The organism is Bacteroidota bacterium (assembly GCA_016718825.1).
Lineage (GTDB): Bacteria > Bacteroidota > Bacteroidia > J057 > JADKCL01 > JADKCL01.
In genome coordinates this window covers 31656-47124 of record JADKCL010000004.1, presented here as the reverse complement: position 1 = coordinate 47124, position 15469 = coordinate 31656, and the positions used below count along the sequence as shown (strand labels likewise).

Genomic DNA, 15469 nt, shown 5'->3' with positions numbered 1-15469 from the left:
CACCGTAGACATCCACGATCAAGGTCGTGACACCAAGTGGAACGGTGTACGTCTGAACGCCGCCAGAATAATTGAAAGTTGTGGTTTGGGCTGCCACTTTCCCTTGGCAGATCACCAAAAACAGCATTGCAGAGACAAGGCAAATGCGGGTAAACCTATTCATACCTAACTGATTGTAAACTCAACGACCCATTAAATCCATATTCCGGGAGGTGAAAGCGATTTCCAGCCTTTGCCGACCTGCAACGTTGCTTTTCCCAGCCCTGTCGTAAAAAATGCAAGAATGGATGAGAATTCCAACCTGTTTTCACAAAATTCAGGATTCGGTTCGATGGAAATTCCTCTTGCAACCGATGAATGCGGACTTTTTTCGGACAAACTGTTTCAGGTTGTTCTTCTTCCTGCCCTTGCTTCCGACTCCGCTTGGAGAAATCGGAGCCATTTTGCCATTCCAGCTTCTAGATTTTTCTGAAACATCCTCCGCAACAACGTCACGAGCCAGCCTTCCATACTTTCGGTAACGGTGACTTCCGTTTCATTGCCGTTTTCAGTCAACGTCCAGTTATGGATTGCAAATGTACCCAAGGCTTTGCCTGTCCAGCCAAATGCACAATGCGGTTGGACCGTGTGCAACGTGGAATGAATCTTTGCACCCCCGGTTTTCCAGACAAATGCTGTTCCGACTTCCAACGGTCCTTGGAGCTTGACCTTGCTGATGTCTGTTTGCCATGTCGCCCATTGAGCGATATCGGTCAATGTCATCCAAACCTCTCCTGGATTTGCTTGAATACGAATGGATTTGCTGCATTTTACTGGTGCGAGTACGTTGATGTTTTTCATTTTCAATTCGTGTTTTTTGAACGCTGTTGCATTTTGATGGAACAAAGTTCAAGGCGAATTGAGGCCTTCCACTTGACATAAATCAAGAAGTGTGGTTGGTTGAGAACAGCAAAATTCGTCGGCTTAGCCTACCCAGCGGATTTTTTCCGCAATCGGCTGAGCGTCTCGGGAGTCATGCCCAGCATGGAGGCGAGGTATTGCAGGGGGACGGTGTTGAAGAGCTCTTTGTTAAACTGGAAAAGTTGCTGATACCGTTCCTCAGCGGTCATGGAAAGGTGGCTCACAATCCGATCCTCAAGGGTGGTAAAGCATTTGGCAATGAACAATTTTTCGAGTTCGGGCCACTTGGGGACGACTTGGCTGATTTTTCGATAGTCTTGGAGGGAGATCACCGAGATCTCACAGTCTGTCAAGGCCTGCAAATTCATCCTTGCCGGCCGATCAAAGAGAAAACTTGCCAAATCGACCACAAAATACCCTTTCGTAGATATCCATTTGGTCACTTCCCGATCACCGAGATTCAAATACTCACGCAAAATTCCCGCCTGCAAGAATCCCAATCGGTCCGAGCGCTGCCCAGAACGCAGGAAATGATCCCCTTTTTTCAAACTCACCGGCTGAAAAAAGCCCGAAATCGCCGCAAGATCCTCCTGCGTCACACCAAAGTGCGCTTGGATGTATTTCTGGAGTTCTGTGAGGTGGGGGCATGGGAGAAGGTTTCAAGCAGACAAAGGTTGGGGTATCCTAAGCGAGAAGGCGTTTCTAAAGATACTGAGAGCCGAAATCTCCTGACAGGTTACGTTTGATTTTCAATAATTTCTTTTGCTTGCCTCGAAATTTACCGATGAGCCAAGTCAATGTATCCAGCTGATCTTTACTTGGTGCTCTCCTTAATTGTGCAAGAAGCTTTATGGCATCCGGGCGATTGAGCGTGAAGTTGGAGGCACCTTCATTACAACCGAACAAATTGCTCTCAAATTGGAGGCATCATCGCCACCACCCATGGATTTATCAACGATGTGTCCCAAATGAAGTCTTGTCTTCCTTCCGGCGTCATAAGGATGTGGCTCCCCAGCTGCAGCCCCACACATTTGACATGTAAATCCGTTTCTGTCTAGAACGAAAGCTCTAGTTTCTTTGGAAACTCCTCGCTCAAATGACGGTTTTATCTTCAAGTCCATCAAACAATATTCGCCAGGCTTGAGATCGCTCCTGTCGTTGTGTGTAACGATGTTCATTCCTTCTTCATTGCGTAATTCTCTCACACGCCGTGCCCATTCACTAGTTCCTGCTACCTGTCGAAGAGTCTCCTGATTGACCGTTTTACCGCAATTCTCTAAAAAAAAGCTACGCAACTTTGCCCTTGATCCGATTCTTTTTGCTTTCATTTTCATATGACCTTAATGCACGAATGATAGACTCTCCGATTGCCTGTGCAACTGGTGGAGGAAAAGCATTTCCGACTTGGCGATAGGCAGGCGTCTTTTTTCCTACAAACTTCCACTCCTTTGGAAATCCTTGCACCAATGCTGCCATTGCCAATGTTAGCCTTGGCATTCCATGATCACCTGGCTGTGGCGCTAAATTGGCAAGACCTTTCCCATCAATACCCAAATTAGCCCAAGCCTTTCTCGCTCGCGTAGGACCTAAATCTGCCCCACCATGTTTCTTTGATCCTCCGACAATAGTTGGGGCAATTCCATCGGCCTGCAGCTTCCACTCTGTTGCCTTTTCCCACCCTGAGGAACTCATCTCTTCAAATAACAAATCTCCAATCGATTTTGGGACCACCTGATTACGTTTTGGCCACCCAAAATATTCAAAGTATTCGGTTTTCATTGCAACCAGAATAGCCCTAGGCCGCAATTGGGATACCCCGAAGTCTGAAGCATTCACAAGTTTCCAATCCCCCTTGTAGCCAAGAGAAGTAAGAGTGTTCAATATTTCACTCCGGTACGCAAGAAACTTCGAGTCTAGAATTCCACGAACATTCTCCAATAGAATGGCTTTAGGATCACATTCTTCGATTAATCTTAAGGCCTCCGGAAAAAGATCCCGCTCATCGTTACTGCCGAGCTGCTTACCTGCAATCGAAAATGGAGGACAAGGAACACCACCAGCAAACAAGTCCACAGACCCGTGGTAGCGTTTTGAAGAAAACTTCCTTACGTCCCCTTGGAGTACATTCCATTCAGGACGGTTTTCGAGCAAAGTTCTGCAAGCCAACGATTCTATTTCTACAAGTGCTAAATGTGAAAATCCTGCATGCTCTAGTCCCAAGGCTTGCCCGCCAGCTCCAGCACATATTTCAATTGACGTGTATTTCATATGACCCATTCCCTCATTTTCGACCAAATACCTGCCTTTGGTGTAAAATAAGTGAAAAAATCCTACAATCTCCAGAAGATCAATACTTGATGTGGATAAAATTCGCAAAATTGATTTCATGCTGCTAAATAAGTTGGCATCCCGGGAGTGTTTTTCAATATAAGAGCGATCTGGGATACGCTATTCATTGCAGAATTCGTTTCTGATTTGGATGCTTCTTACCACCAATTCAGCACCAACACCAACCCCGATTCTGTAAATTAGCTTCGCTGATCTGCAAATTCTGCCCCAAAAAAGACAACCACCCCCAGGCGGTGGGAGTGGTGTCTCGCTGAATTAAGATTACTATTAAAAAAGAGCTGCTAAAATCGGATCAGAATTCACAGAATTCTCAGAATTTCCAGAATGATCAGAATGGTCCAGAATAGAAGTTCGATTCCGGAAATTCTGAAAATTTGGAGAATTCTGATTCAGACAATTCTGCTCTCAGTCGACGTTGTCGTGCAAGTACGTGTTGTTGTCGCTGAGGGTGAAACGGGTTTCGTCCACGTCTTCCAAGCTCAGCTTGCTGAGCTTTGGTTCGCCGCGCTGCTCCTCTTGGAGGTTCACGCTTTTGCGAAGGTAGGCGGGCATGTCTTCCATTCCCTTGAGTGACTCAGGGTTGTGGTAGTTGTAGTCGGTGCTGCGCAACTTGCGCATACGTTCTTCCAACTCGGTTTCTTTCAACGACCTCGGTGGTTCCTCGCGGTGAACCGGCGGCAGGCGTTCTTCAAACAAATTGGCTTGCACCGGTGTCACCGGGGTGACCGGCGGCTTCGTGTTTTCCAATTCGAAGGTGAATGCCGGACTGCTCGTGATGCTGAAGTCTTCCAAGTTGTTGACGGGCTTGCGCTCCTCAGGCTTGGGTTGGGGCTTCGGCTGCACCGGGGCATTGATGTCGAGCACTTGCTTATTGGGTTGACCTTGGTTGGCACCAGTAAAGCTGCGCTTCTCATTGTCAAATCCGGTTGCGATGACCGTGACGCTCAACAGGTCGCCCATGTTGTCGTCGTACACCGTACCGAAGATGATGTCGGCATTGTCGCCTGCGGCTTCTTGGATGTATTCGACGATGGTCGTGGTCTCATCGAGGCGCAGGCTTTCGGCTGCAGCCGTGATGTTGACGAGGATACCGCGTGAACCATGGATGTTGACGTTGTCAAGCATCGGGGAAGAAATGGCGTCTTCGGCTGCGCGAATGGCCCGGTCTTCGCCGGAGTAGGTTGCAGTACCCATAAGGGCCGTGCCGCCGTCTTTCATGATCGTGTTCACGTCGGCAAAGTCCACGTTGATGTAGCCTTCGTTGGTGATGATCTCGGCGATGCCTTTGGCGGCGTCACAAAGCACGGTATCAGCTTCTTCGAATGCCTGTTTCATCGTGACATTCTTCCCGAAAACCTCTGTGAGGTTGTCGTTGTTGATGGTCACAATGGTATCGACGGCAGCCTCAAGGGCTTTGATGCCGGCGTAGGCTTGACCCATGCGCTTTTTGCCTTCGAATCGGAACGGGGTCGTGACGATCGCAACCGTCAAAATGCCCATTTCCTTTGCGAGGCCTGCGATCACAGGCGCTGCACCCGTGCCCGTGCCACCACCCATACCGGCAGTGACAAAGACCATTTTGGTATTCGTTTTCAGGACTTCGCGGATTTGCTCCAGGCTCTCGATGGCGGAAAGGCGACCGAGTTCTGGATTGGCACCCGCGCCAAGTCCTTCTGTTTGATTGGCTCCGAGGCGAATCTTATTTGGAACGGGGCTCATGTCGAGGGCTTGTACATCGGTATTGCACACGATGAAGTCCACGCCTTTGATGCCTTTGCGGAACATATTGTTGACCGCATTGCCGCCCCCACCGCCCACGCCGATCACCTTGATGATCGAGTTGCGATTCTTGGGCATTTGAAATTCAATGGATGACATATCTCTCTTTTTTTAATAGTCTTAATTTGAGTTAGCAGTTAGCAATGAGCAGTTAGCAGTGGCAGAATGGATACTGCTAACCGCTAACTTCTAACTGCTCACTATTCAATAAAGTCCCCTGTGTTGGTCATGGTGTTTTCAAACCAGTCTTTGACACGGCCGATGAAGCTCACATTGGGGCGCTCGCTCGGGGTGCGTGGGGGAGTGGTTGGAGGCGTTTTTTCCTTTTTGGCGGATGGACGCTCTTCAACGGCAGGCTGACGGTGTTCGTGCTCGCGGGCAGGAACTTCGCCGGAGTGCAGGCCTTCGATGACCAAACCGGTGCTCGTGGCATACATCGGGCTGTTCACTTCGTCGACCAATCCGCTGGCAAGGTGCTCGCCCGGCATGCCGATGCGGGTGTCAATGCCCGTCACGAATTCGATGAGTTGCTTGGTATGTGCCAACATGGAGCCACCGCCCGTGACCACAATGCCGCCTACCAATTTCTTCTCGTATCCGCTGTGTTTGATTTCAGCAGCCACAAACTCCACAATTTCCTCCATCCGGCTTTGGATGATGTTGCTGAGTGTGCGACGGCGAATTTCCTTGGGTGGACGACCTTGCAAACCGGTGATGGTGATGATTTCGTCGTCTTTCATTTCGGTGGCGAGGGCGCTGCCGAAACGCAGTTTGAGGAGTTCGGCTTGGCGACGCATCACCGAGCAACCCTGCTTGATGTCTTCGGTGACAATATTGCCGCCAAAGGGAATCACAGCCGTGTGGCGGATGATGTTGTCTTCAAAGATGGCCAAGTCGGTCGTACCACCGCCGATGTCCACGAGGCACACGCCTGCCTCGCGTTCTTCGTCGGTAAGCACAGCCGCGCTCGATGCCAATGGCTCCAAAATGAGCTCACGGGCTTCCAAGCCTGCCTTGCGCACGCATTTGTAGATGTTGTTGGCAGCCGTTGTCTGTCCGGTTACCACGTGGAAATTGCCTTCGAGGCGCACGCCGCTCATGCCCACGGGGTCTTTGATGCCCACTTGGTTGTCTACGGTGTATTCCTGTGGCAATACATGCAAGATTTCCATGCCGGGAGGGGTGGCAATCTTGAACATATCGTCGTGGAGACGCTTGACATCCATCGCACTGATTTCCATGTCTGGATTGCTCAGGGTGATGATGCCTTTGTGCTGCATCGAACGGATGTGTTCGCCGGCGATGCCGACGTACACCACGTTGATGTCCACGCCGCTTTGTTTTTCGGCCTCGGCCACAGCCTTGCGGATCGCCTCGACGGTCTTGTCGATGTTCACCACCACGCCGCGGCTCACACCATCAGACTCCGCCTTGCCAAAGCCCAAGATGTTGATCTTGCCAAATTCATTTTTCTTGCCCACAATGGCACAAACCTTTGTGGTGCCAATGTCGAGCCCGACTACGATCTTTTCTGTGCTCATTTCTTTTATATAGTAACTTAATTCAATTCAATTCTATGCTTCGTTCACCTTCGCCGCTGAGGTGGAGAGTGAGAGTTGAAAGTGGAGAGTTCCAAAAATGCCAACTCTCAACTCTCCACTTTCAACTCTCAACTGCCAGCCATTCTCCATTCTCCATTCTCAATTCACCTCCGCGCCACCACCTGATTTTTATATTTCAGGCTGATGCTTTTGTATTTTCGCCATCCCACGCGGTTCAAGACCTTGTGGTAAAACAGTTCCATGTTGCCGAATTTGTCAGCGACTTCATCCGGCTTCCCGAATTCGATCACGACGTCGCCTACCTCGGGGTAGATCACCAAGTCGCCGTTTTTGCGCAGCACGACTTCGGAGATTTGTGAACGCAAAAACTCAGAGTGATCCACGAAGTCCAAGAATTCGCGGAGGCCATTGAGTTGTTCACTTTTGACGGTGTCCCGTGGCTCCAACGTTTCGCGCTCCACCCCGCGCAACAGCAGGGTATTGGCGCTGTAGGTATGCGAGAGATCGACTTTGCGAAAGTCCTTGTCGAGGTAAAACCCGCTGCCGTCATCGTACATGATCCGCGCAAGCGGCTTGCGCAATTCCAATTCGACGACGACGCTACCCGCGATATCTGTATAGGCTTCGGCGGTTTTTACGTAGGGATTCGCCTTCAAAGAACTTTCAATTTCATCCGTTTTGACCTCGCCAAGGCGGCATTCCTCGATGGGTCGTTCCTGGATTTCCCTAACCAACTTTTTCACGTCATCCATTCCAAGGAAATGATTGTTTTCCTCGTTCAGAATGCGCGGTTGAAGCGTCGTCACCAATTCCCTTTTGGAGCGCGCTGCGCCGAGCCCGACGATCATCCAGGAGAAGACCGTGAGCAGGGTATAGAGCAATATTTGGAACTTCAACTTCTTCATTTCACCAGCGGGCTACCATTTGCCGTGTTGCTTCCACTTGTGTATCAATATTTCCGGCCCCGATGGTCAAGACCACCACAGGCTTCGATTCATGTTTTTTCAGGGCTGCACCCAACCCTTCGAGGGTCGAGAGCTCCTTTTCCGGCTGTGTGACCAGGTCCAGAATCATTTGACTCGTGACACCGGGCATAGGCTCCTCGCGGGCCGGATAGATGTCCAACAAGACCACGGCATCGGCTTTGGACAACGCAGCTGCGAATCCGACATGGAAGTCGCGTGTGCGGCTGAAAAGATGCGGCTGAAATGCAGCGACAACCTTGTGCCTTGGCAACATGTCCCGTACCGCACTCAACAGGGCTTCAATCTCCGTCGGATGGTGGGCGTAGTCGTCGATGTACACCACATCGTCCGTGCGATGACGGATGTCAAACCGCCGCTTGATGCCCGTGAAACTCTCCAATCCCTTCCGAATCGCATCTTCGCTGCCACCCAAAGCCACCGCCACCGAGATGGCTGCGGTTGCATTTTCGACATTATAAGTGCCCGGCAAATTCATGCGCAGGCGCTCGAATTTGGCCACCGGCGATTGGTAGTCAAACGTGACTCCCAAACCCCTGTGATTCAATTCGACCGAACGGAACCGCCCGATTTCGACCCCGTAGGTGTACACCTTGCGGTTTTGATCGAGTTCGTCGACGCTCAACGTATGGTGCAAAAACAGCGTTCCTCCCGGTTTCAGGCATTCTGCGAATGCCCGGAAGGATTCCTGTACCGCTGCTTCCTCGCCGTAGATGTCCAAATGATCGGCATCCATGCTTGTGATCACCGCGATATCGGGGCTCAATTGCAAGAAAGAACGGTCAAATTCGTCGGCCTCGACCACCACCCATTCCGAACCGCCATCGAGGAAGTTGGTCTGGTAATTGTTGGTAATGCCGCCGATGAAGGCGGTGCAATCAATGCCACAACTGCGCAGCAGGTGCGCAATCAGTCCGGTTGTGCTGGTTTTGCCATGCGTTCCCGCAACGGCAATCGTTTTGTAAGCCCTTGAAATCATGCCCAGCAATTCGGCACGTTTCATGATCGGCTTCTGCAATTCCGCGACGCGGGCAAATTCAGGGAAACCCTTGGGGACGGCCGGTGTGTACACGACCAAATCCGCACCATTCACCATTTCCGGACGCGCTTCATAGTACACCTCGATCCCTTCGGCCTCCAAAGCCTCGGTCAAAGGGGTGCGCGTCTTGTCGTAACCCGAGACGATCTTGCCACGGCGGTGCAGGAACCGCGCAAGGGCGCTCATGCCGATGCCGCCAATGCCCAGCATGTGCACATGATGTACCTTATCGAGTTCCATATTAGCTGCCATGACCGTTGTTTTTGATCAGACTCAGTATTTCAGTGGCGATTTCGTGGGCAGAGTCGTGTTTTTCAACCGCCTCGATGCCCGCTTGGAGCGCCTTCAATTTTTCAGGGTGCTGCAAAATGTCCAGAACGACACCTGCAAGTGTTTCCTTGGCTTCGACATCCTTGACCAAGATCGCCGCGCCACGGTCGGTGAGCGAACGGGCGTTTTTGGTCTGATGGTCTTCGGCAACGTTGGGCGAAGGGATCAGGATGGCCGGCTTGTTGAGCAGGATCAATTCAGAGATCGTGCTGCCACCGGCGCGGGTCACGACAAGGTCGGCAGCCGCGTAGGTGCTCGACATGTCTTCGATGAAGGCCGCCAAGTGCAAATTCGGATGCTTGGGGAGTCGGGCGTTCAATTCGTCGTGGAAGCGCTTGCCGCATTGCCATACGAGTTGGATGCCTTGGTCGGCGAGTTGTTTCCAACCTGCTTCCCATGCTGCGTTGAGGGTGCCTGCGCCGAGGCTGCCTCCGAGGGACAGCACGACAGGGCGGCTGCCATCGAGGTTGAAAGCTGCCAAGCCTTTGTTGCGGTCGCCGCTGAGCAGCGTTTCACGCACCGGGTTGCCGGTAACCTTGCTTTTAGACTTGTCAAAGTACTGCTGCGCCGCCTCGTTGCCGAGCAGGATGCGGGCCGCCTTTTGCGCCAACAACTTGTTGGTGATGCCGGGATAGGCATTCTGCTCGCACAACACGACCGGAATACCTTTGCTTGCCGCTGCGCGTCCGACGGGACCGCTCGCGTATCCACCTACACCCACCACCACGTCGGGCTTGAAGTCCCGGATGATGCTGCGCGAGGTCATGAGGCTGCCGATCAGCTTGAAGGGCAGCATCAGGTTTTTCAAAATATTCTTGGGCGAAAAGCTGCGCATGATGCCGCTGATCTTCACGCTCAGGATTTTGTAGCCGTATTGTGGTACGACACGCATTTCCATGCCGCCATCTGCCCCGACAAACAGGATTTCGATGGTGCTGTCGATCTTCTTGAGTTCGTTGGCAATGGAGATCGCTGGGAAGATATGTCCGCCCGTGCCGCCACCTGTGATGATTACGCGCTTGCTCATGCCGTTGCGAACCCTCCTTTCATTTTGGTTTTGCCAGCGGACTTCTTGTCTTCCAATGCCGTTGCGCTCACGCTCAAGATGACACCCAGCGAAAACGAGGTAAACAGGATGGACGTGCCACCCATGCTGAGCATGGGCAAGGGTTGCCCGGTCACGGGCATCACCCCGACGGCGACGGCCATGTTGGCCATCGCTTGCACGACCAGCAGGAACGACAATCCCGCCGCCAACAATGCCCCGAAGGTCTTGCTCATCGTCACGATGCCGACCGTCCGGAAAAGCAACACCAAGTACAGGCTCATCACGATAAATCCGCCGACAAAGCCGAATTCTTCGAGAATGATCGCGTATACCATGTCGCTCGTCGCATTGGGCACATAGTTGCGCTGCGTACTCTTGCCGGGGCCTTTTCCGAAAAATCCACCCGTGGCGATGGCACCGTACGACTGCGTCACTTGATAACCTGGATCGTAATCGCTGTCGGTCCAAGCCTTGGTGTAAGTCTCGAAACGGTGTTCCCAGGTTTCGGCGCGTTTGGCGGTCTTGAAGAGGATGAATCCGCAGACCAAACCGATCAAAAACAGCGAACCGATATACTTAAGGTGTACCCCTGCGATGAACAGGAGGATGATGCTCGTCGCGAATAGGAGCATGGCCGTGCTCAAGTTCGCGGGGGCGATCAGGCCGCAGATGATCACGACCCAAGTGATGGTCGGCAAAAAGCCTTCCTTGAAGTCTTTGATCACCTCCTGCTTTTGCGTGAGCATCTTGGCCAAATGGATCAAAAGCGCCACTTTTCCAAGGTCAGACGGCTGAAAGCTGAAGCCGAAAATATAAATCCATCGCGACGCACCATTGATGTCCCTTCCCCAAATCAATACATACAGGAGGACGGGGATCGACAGGTAGAGAAGGTAGTCACTGATGCGCGCGAATGTGCGGTAATCGAATTTGCTCACGAAAAACATGATCGTGAAGCCAACGCCGAGCATAAGGCTATGCTTGAGCAAAACAAACGTCGTACTGCTCTTGTCGGCCAAGGTCGGCGACCCGGCACCCGTATAGACAGCCAACAAGCTGACCATGCTGATGAGAAACACCACCAGCCAAATCCACTTGTCGCCTTTGAGTCTATGTAGGATGTAATCGATCATATTTGCTGTGTATTATTGAGAATTGAGAATTGAGAATTGAGGACATTGATTGTCTCCATCTTTATCAATCCAATTTGAATTATCACTTTCATTCTCAATTCTCAATTCTCAATTCACAATTCTTTGACTGCATTTTTGAATTGGCGTCCACGATCTTGGTAGTCTTCAAAGAGGTCAAACGATGCGCAAGCCGGAGAAAGCAAAACGCAGTCGCCTTTGTTGCTCATGTGGTAGGCCATTTTGACACACTCTTCCATGCTGTTGGTGTTCACGATCATGTCGACCTTCTGGCTGAAGGCTTTGTGAATCTTGAGCACGTCGTTTCCGAGGGCGATGATGCATTTCACCTTCTTTTCGACGAGCGGGATCAAAGAAGCATAGTCATTGCCTTTGTCGACACCGCCGGCAATCCAAATCACGGGGCGATCCACGCTTTCAAGGGCGTACCATGTCGAATTGACATTGGTGGCCTTGGAATCGTTGATGAATTCGACGCCGCGCACGACCGCGACCTTTTCGAGGCGGTGCTCTGCATTTCTAAAGTCTGAGAACGCATCCCGGATCTTGTCCTTGCGCAATTCGAGGACGGATCCTACCACTGCGGCTGCCATTGTGTTGTAAACATTGTGCCGACCTTGAATGGTCATGGCATCAATCGAGAAAGTAGAGTGATCAAGCTGCATCTCAAGCCTTATTGTATTGTTTTCCACCCATGCCACAGTTCCCGGCAGCTTGTCGTAGCTGAAACCGTGGACCTGGGCTTTGATATTCTTTTGAGGAAGGATCTCCGCGGAGATCGGGTCATCCATGCACCAGATAAAATGATCTGCTGCAGTCTGATTTTCGGCGACGCGAAATTTGGCGTCGGCGTAGTTGCGCAATTCGTAGTTGTAGCGATCCAAATGATCGGGCGTGATGTTGGTGAGCACTGCGATATGGGGCTTGAAAGTCCGGATATCGTCGAGTTGAAAACTGCTCACTTCCAGCACGTAGTAGGGTTTTGGATCGAGGGCCACCATGCGGGCGAAACTGTCGCCGACATTTCCTGCGCATCCTGCATCGAGCCCTGCCTTCACCAGCATGTGGTGGATGAGCAGGGTAGTGGTCGTCTTGCCATTGCTGCCTGTGATGGCGACAATGGTGCTGTCGGTATGACGGGAGGCAAATTCGATTTCGGAGGCGATTTCAATGCCTTTTGCGCGAATGGCCTTGATGATGGGCGCCTTCTCGGGGATACCCGGGCTTTTGACCACAAGATCCGCGTCCAACACTTTTTCCTCGGTATGGCCGCCCTCTTCGAATGCAATTCCGTGGGCGTTCATCTCGGCCTTGTATTTGTCCGGAATCGCGCCAAACTCACTTACCCAGACGGCAAAGCCGAGCTGTTGAGCGAGGATTGCCGCGCCAACACCACTTTCTTTTCCGCCAAGGATTGTGATTTTCATTTTCGGATTAACGTAGTTTCAGGGTTACAAATGCCATGATGAGGAGCATGATGCTCACGATCCAGAAGCGCACGACGATCTTGGTCTCATGGAGGCCTTTTTTCTCGAAGTGGTGGTGGATCGGCGCCATGAGCAGCAAACGTTTGCCTTCGCCTGTTGCCGAGCGCCGTTTGGTGTATTTGAAGTAGCCGACCTGCACGATGACCGAAAGCGATTCGACCAAAAAGACCCCGCAGAAGATCGGAATCAGCAATTCCTTTTTGACCATCATGGCCAAGACACCCACGGCGCCACCGAGCATCAAGCTGCCGGTATCACCCATGAAGACCTGGGCCGGATAGGTATTGTACCAAAGGAAGCCCACGCAGGCCCCAATGAGCGCCCCGCAATAAATCGTGAGTTCCGCGGCCTTGGGGATGTAGCTGATGTTCAGGTATTCGGCGAAGATCACGTTGCCGGAGACGTAGGCGAAGATCGCCAAGGCCACCGCCGCGATCGCCGTCGTGCCGGCCGCCAATCCGTCCAATCCATCTGTCAGATTGACTCCGTTGGAGACCGCTGTCACGATGAAAATGCATATAAGGACATACAGCAGCTTCCCAGCCATGCCGCCTTCGGCCTTTTCCCAGAATGCAATCTTGGAGTAGTTGAAGACGTAGTTTTTGAGGAACGGGACATTCGTTTTGGTCTCAAACGAACTTTCACGTTTCCCATGCAAAGCATTCCAAACATCGATCACTTCCAAATCCGCGACCGTGATCGCCTTTTGCTCGGTGCGCGAAAAGCCGTTTTCGGTGACCATGCGCTCGATGATATAGGTATGGCCTGCCGTCGAAGCGGTCGTATCAAAGCGTTGGCCGTCAATGGTGAGCAAGCGGTCACCCTTCAGAAAGCCTTTGCCTGCGAGATCGTCGTTGACGACGAGCGTGCCATTGTCATTGATGCGGCCTTGTGGACCTTTGAAGTCGCTGTGGAAGACCATCGTCAAGCCGACAATCAGGCCCAAGCCGACTTGACCCATGATTTTGAAGCGTCCGGCAAGGCCCGCTTTGTTCTTTTTGAAGACCTTGATGTAGTCGTCTGCGAATCCGATGACAAACATCCAGGCTGTTGCCAGGAGGATCAACAAAACATAGGCATTGGTCAGGTTGGCCCAGAGCAGGGTCGGGATCATGACCGCTGCAAAGATGATGATGCCGCCCATGGTGGGGGTTCCGGCCTTGAGCTTGTGGCTCTCAGGTCCGTCTTTGCGGATGGTCTCGCCAATCAGACGCGCTTTCAAATAGGTAATGATGCGCTTCCCGAAGACGATCGCAACCACCAGCGAGGTGATGATGGCAAGGGCTGAGCGGAAAGACAAGTACTTGAACACCCCGAAGCCCGGGATGCCACCACTTACCTTTGCGTTCAACCATTCCAAAAATGCGTACAACATCAGCTTTCGAGGGTAATAAAGGTTTCTGCCAATACCTGCCGGTCGTCAAAGGGGTGTTTGACACCTTTGATTTCCTGATAGGTTTCGTGGCCTTTGCCGGCCACGAGGATGATATCTTGCGGTTGGGCCAAGCGGCAAGCGACGCCGATGGCTTCCTTCCTGTTTTCGACGGTCATGACCTTGCGGCGGCCATTGATGGGCACACCGGCGACCATTTGGGCGAGGATTTCTGCCGGATCCTCGTCGCGGGGATTGTCGCTGGTGAGCACGACTTGGTCGCTCAGGCGCGTGGCAATCTCTGCCATCACCGGACGTTTGGCGGCGTCGCGGTTGCCGCCGCAGCCGACCACTGTGATGATCTTGCCCCCGCCATGGCGGATGTCGCGAATCGTCTCCAATACATTTTTCAAGGCATCGGGCGTATGCGCATAATCCACGATCGCAGTGCGTGCGCGCTGTGGTGAAGTGATCGTCTGAAAACGGCCATTCACCCCGTCGATGTCGCTCAATTCCTGGAGAAAGCCTTCTTCGTCGAGTCCCATTTCCTTGGCCACGCCATAGACGGCGAGCAAGTTGTAGGCGTTGAAGCTGCCGATGAGCCTGAACCAAGCCTCGCGGCCGTTCAATTCCATGCAAAGCCCTTCGAAGGTGTTTTCCACGATGCGGCCTTTGTATTCGGCCATGCGTTGGAGGCTGTAGCTGAGGCGGCGACCCTTGCAGTTTTGCAACATCACCAGACCGTTTTTGTCGTCGGAATTGACAAGACCGAAGGCGTTTGCACCCAAGTCGTCAAAGAGCAATTTCTTGGCTTCCAGATAATTTCTGAAAGTGACATGGTAGTCGAGGTGATCGTGGGTGATGTTGGTGAACACCGCCCCGGCAAATTTGATTCCGGCGACGCGCTTCTGAACCAAGGCGTGACTGCTCACTTCCATGAAGCAGAATTGGCAGCCCGCATCGACCATCTTGCGGAAGGTCTGATGCAATTGCTTGGCATCCGGCGTGGTATGTGTTGCAGGCATTTCGTCTTCGCCGATCATCACGACCACCGTCGAAAGCAAACCGCTACGTTCGCCCATCGCTGTAAACAGCTTGTAGAGCAATGTTGCCGTGGTCGTCTTGCCGTTGGTGCCGGTGATGCCGACAATTTTGAGCTGATCGGCTGGATTTCCGTAGAAATTGGCGGCGATATGCGCCAGAGAAAGGGAAGCATCGGCCACCTTGACCCAGATGACATTCGCAGCCATCTCCGCAGGAAATTCCTCACAGACGACGGCAGCAACACCTTTGACCACGCTCGCAGCGATGAAATTGTGTCCATCGACATTCACGCCGCGGGTAGCCACAAAAAGGCCCCCTTGCACAACTGCGCGCGAATCAAAGTGAAAGTCCACGATCCCCGTTTGGAGATCGCCTCTCACTTCTACGAGCGGGCATTTGTACAATATGTCTTGAAGCGTGATCAT

General features: G+C 52.2%; 12 protein-coding genes and 1 pseudogene. All 13 read right to left on the bottom strand.

Translation table 11 applies throughout. From position 1 onward, the window contains the following. Window positions 1-384: 384 nt before the first annotated feature. Complete coding sequence (locus IPN95_05360; protein ID MBK9448836.1) at window positions 385-840, bottom strand: SRPBCC family protein; 456 nt, start codon at window positions 838-840, stop codon at window positions 385-387. 128 nt (window positions 841-968) lie between these two features. Continuing rightward, window positions 969-1517 carry a Crp/Fnr family transcriptional regulator gene (locus IPN95_05355; protein ID MBK9448835.1) on the bottom strand — a complete coding sequence of 183 codons (549 nt, stop codon included), beginning with the start codon at window positions 1515-1517 and terminating at the stop codon, window positions 969-971. Window positions 1518-1602: 85 nt separating this feature from the next. Then, window positions 1603-2234 (bottom strand): annotated as a pseudogene (locus tag IPN95_05350) (HNH endonuclease). Then, window positions 2188-3168, bottom strand: coding sequence for a DNA cytosine methyltransferase (locus IPN95_05345; GenBank protein MBK9448834.1), 981 nt, complete (start codon window positions 3166-3168; stop codon window positions 2188-2190). Before IPN95_05345 ends, IPN95_05350 begins: the two are co-directional and overlap by 47 nt. A gap of 486 nt (window positions 3169-3654) precedes the next feature. Continuing rightward, on the bottom strand, window positions 3655-5127 hold the full coding sequence (gene ftsZ / locus IPN95_05340; GenBank protein ID MBK9448833.1) for a cell division protein FtsZ: 1473 nt from the start codon (window positions 5125-5127) through the stop codon (window positions 3655-3657). A gap of 101 nt (window positions 5128-5228) precedes the next feature. Next, entirely contained in the window at window positions 5229-6569 is a 1341-nt protein-coding gene (ftsA, locus tag IPN95_05335; GenBank protein MBK9448832.1) for a cell division protein FtsA, read from the bottom strand. A gap of 164 nt (window positions 6570-6733) precedes the next feature. Further along, entirely contained in the window at window positions 6734-7495 is a 762-nt protein-coding gene (locus IPN95_05330) for a hypothetical protein (protein ID MBK9448831.1), read from the bottom strand. Between the two features lies 1 nt (window position 7496). Then, window positions 7497-8852 (bottom strand): UDP-N-acetylmuramate--L-alanine ligase, encoded by a 1356-nt coding sequence (locus IPN95_05325; GenBank protein ID MBK9448830.1) that lies wholly within the window; start codon window positions 8850-8852, stop codon window positions 7497-7499. Between the two features lies 1 nt (window position 8853). Next, window positions 8854-9969 (bottom strand): undecaprenyldiphospho-muramoylpentapeptide beta-N-acetylglucosaminyltransferase, encoded by a 1116-nt coding sequence (murG, locus tag IPN95_05320; GenBank protein MBK9448829.1) that lies wholly within the window; start codon window positions 9967-9969, stop codon window positions 8854-8856. Beyond that, on the bottom strand, window positions 9966-11123 hold the full coding sequence (locus IPN95_05315) for an FtsW/RodA/SpoVE family cell cycle protein (GenBank protein MBK9448828.1): 1158 nt from the start codon (window positions 11121-11123) through the stop codon (window positions 9966-9968). Before IPN95_05315 ends, murG begins: the two co-directional genes overlap by 4 nt. 113 nt (window positions 11124-11236) lie before the next feature. Further along, the gene (gene murD, locus IPN95_05310) at window positions 11237-12568 is read right to left on the bottom strand and encodes a UDP-N-acetylmuramoyl-L-alanine--D-glutamate ligase (protein MBK9448827.1); all 1332 of its coding nucleotides are present in this window, start codon (window positions 12566-12568) and stop codon (window positions 11237-11239) included. Between the two features lie 7 nt (window positions 12569-12575). After that, complete coding sequence (locus IPN95_05305; GenBank protein MBK9448826.1) at window positions 12576-14003, bottom strand: phospho-N-acetylmuramoyl-pentapeptide-transferase; 1428 nt, start codon at window positions 14001-14003, stop codon at window positions 12576-12578. Then, window positions 14003-15466 (bottom strand): UDP-N-acetylmuramoyl-L-alanyl-D-glutamate--2,6-diaminopimelate ligase, encoded by a 1464-nt coding sequence (locus IPN95_05300; GenBank protein ID MBK9448825.1) that lies wholly within the window; start codon window positions 15464-15466, stop codon window positions 14003-14005. The genes IPN95_05305 and IPN95_05300 overlap by 1 nt, the downstream gene beginning before the upstream one ends. Between the last annotated feature and the right edge of the window lie 3 nt (window positions 15467-15469).

What these genes read in the sequence shown, in the direction of transcription:
- IPN95_05360 (MBK9448836.1), bottom strand. Translation starts at nt 840, where the DNA reads ATGAAAAACATCAACGTACTCGCACCAGTAAAATGCAGCAAATCCATT.
- IPN95_05325 (MBK9448830.1), bottom strand. Translation starts at nt 8,852, where the DNA reads ATGGAACTCGATAAGGTACATCATGTGCACATGCTGGGCATTGGCGGC.
- IPN95_05305 (MBK9448826.1), bottom strand. Translation starts at nt 14,003, where the DNA reads ATGTTGTACGCATTTTTGGAATGGTTGAACGCAAAGGTAAGTGGTGGC.
- IPN95_05330 (MBK9448831.1), bottom strand. Translation starts at nt 7,495, where the DNA reads ATGAAGAAGTTGAAGTTCCAAATATTGCTCTATACCCTGCTCACGGTC.
- murG (MBK9448829.1), bottom strand. Translation starts at nt 9,969, where the DNA reads ATGAGCAAGCGCGTAATCATCACAGGTGGCGGCACGGGCGGACATATC.
- ftsZ (MBK9448833.1), bottom strand. Translation starts at nt 5,127, where the DNA reads ATGTCATCCATTGAATTTCAAATGCCCAAGAATCGCAACTCGATCATC.
- IPN95_05345 (MBK9448834.1), bottom strand. Translation starts at nt 3,168, where the DNA reads ATGAAATACACGTCAATTGAAATATGTGCTGGAGCTGGCGGGCAAGCC.
- ftsA (MBK9448832.1), bottom strand. Translation starts at nt 6,569, where the DNA reads ATGAGCACAGAAAAGATCGTAGTCGGGCTCGACATTGGCACCACAAAG.
- murD (MBK9448827.1), bottom strand. Translation starts at nt 12,568, where the DNA reads ATGAAAATCACAATCCTTGGCGGAAAAGAAAGTGGTGTTGGCGCGGCA.
- IPN95_05315 (MBK9448828.1), bottom strand. Translation starts at nt 11,123, where the DNA reads ATGATCGATTACATCCTACATAGACTCAAAGGCGACAAGTGGATTTGG.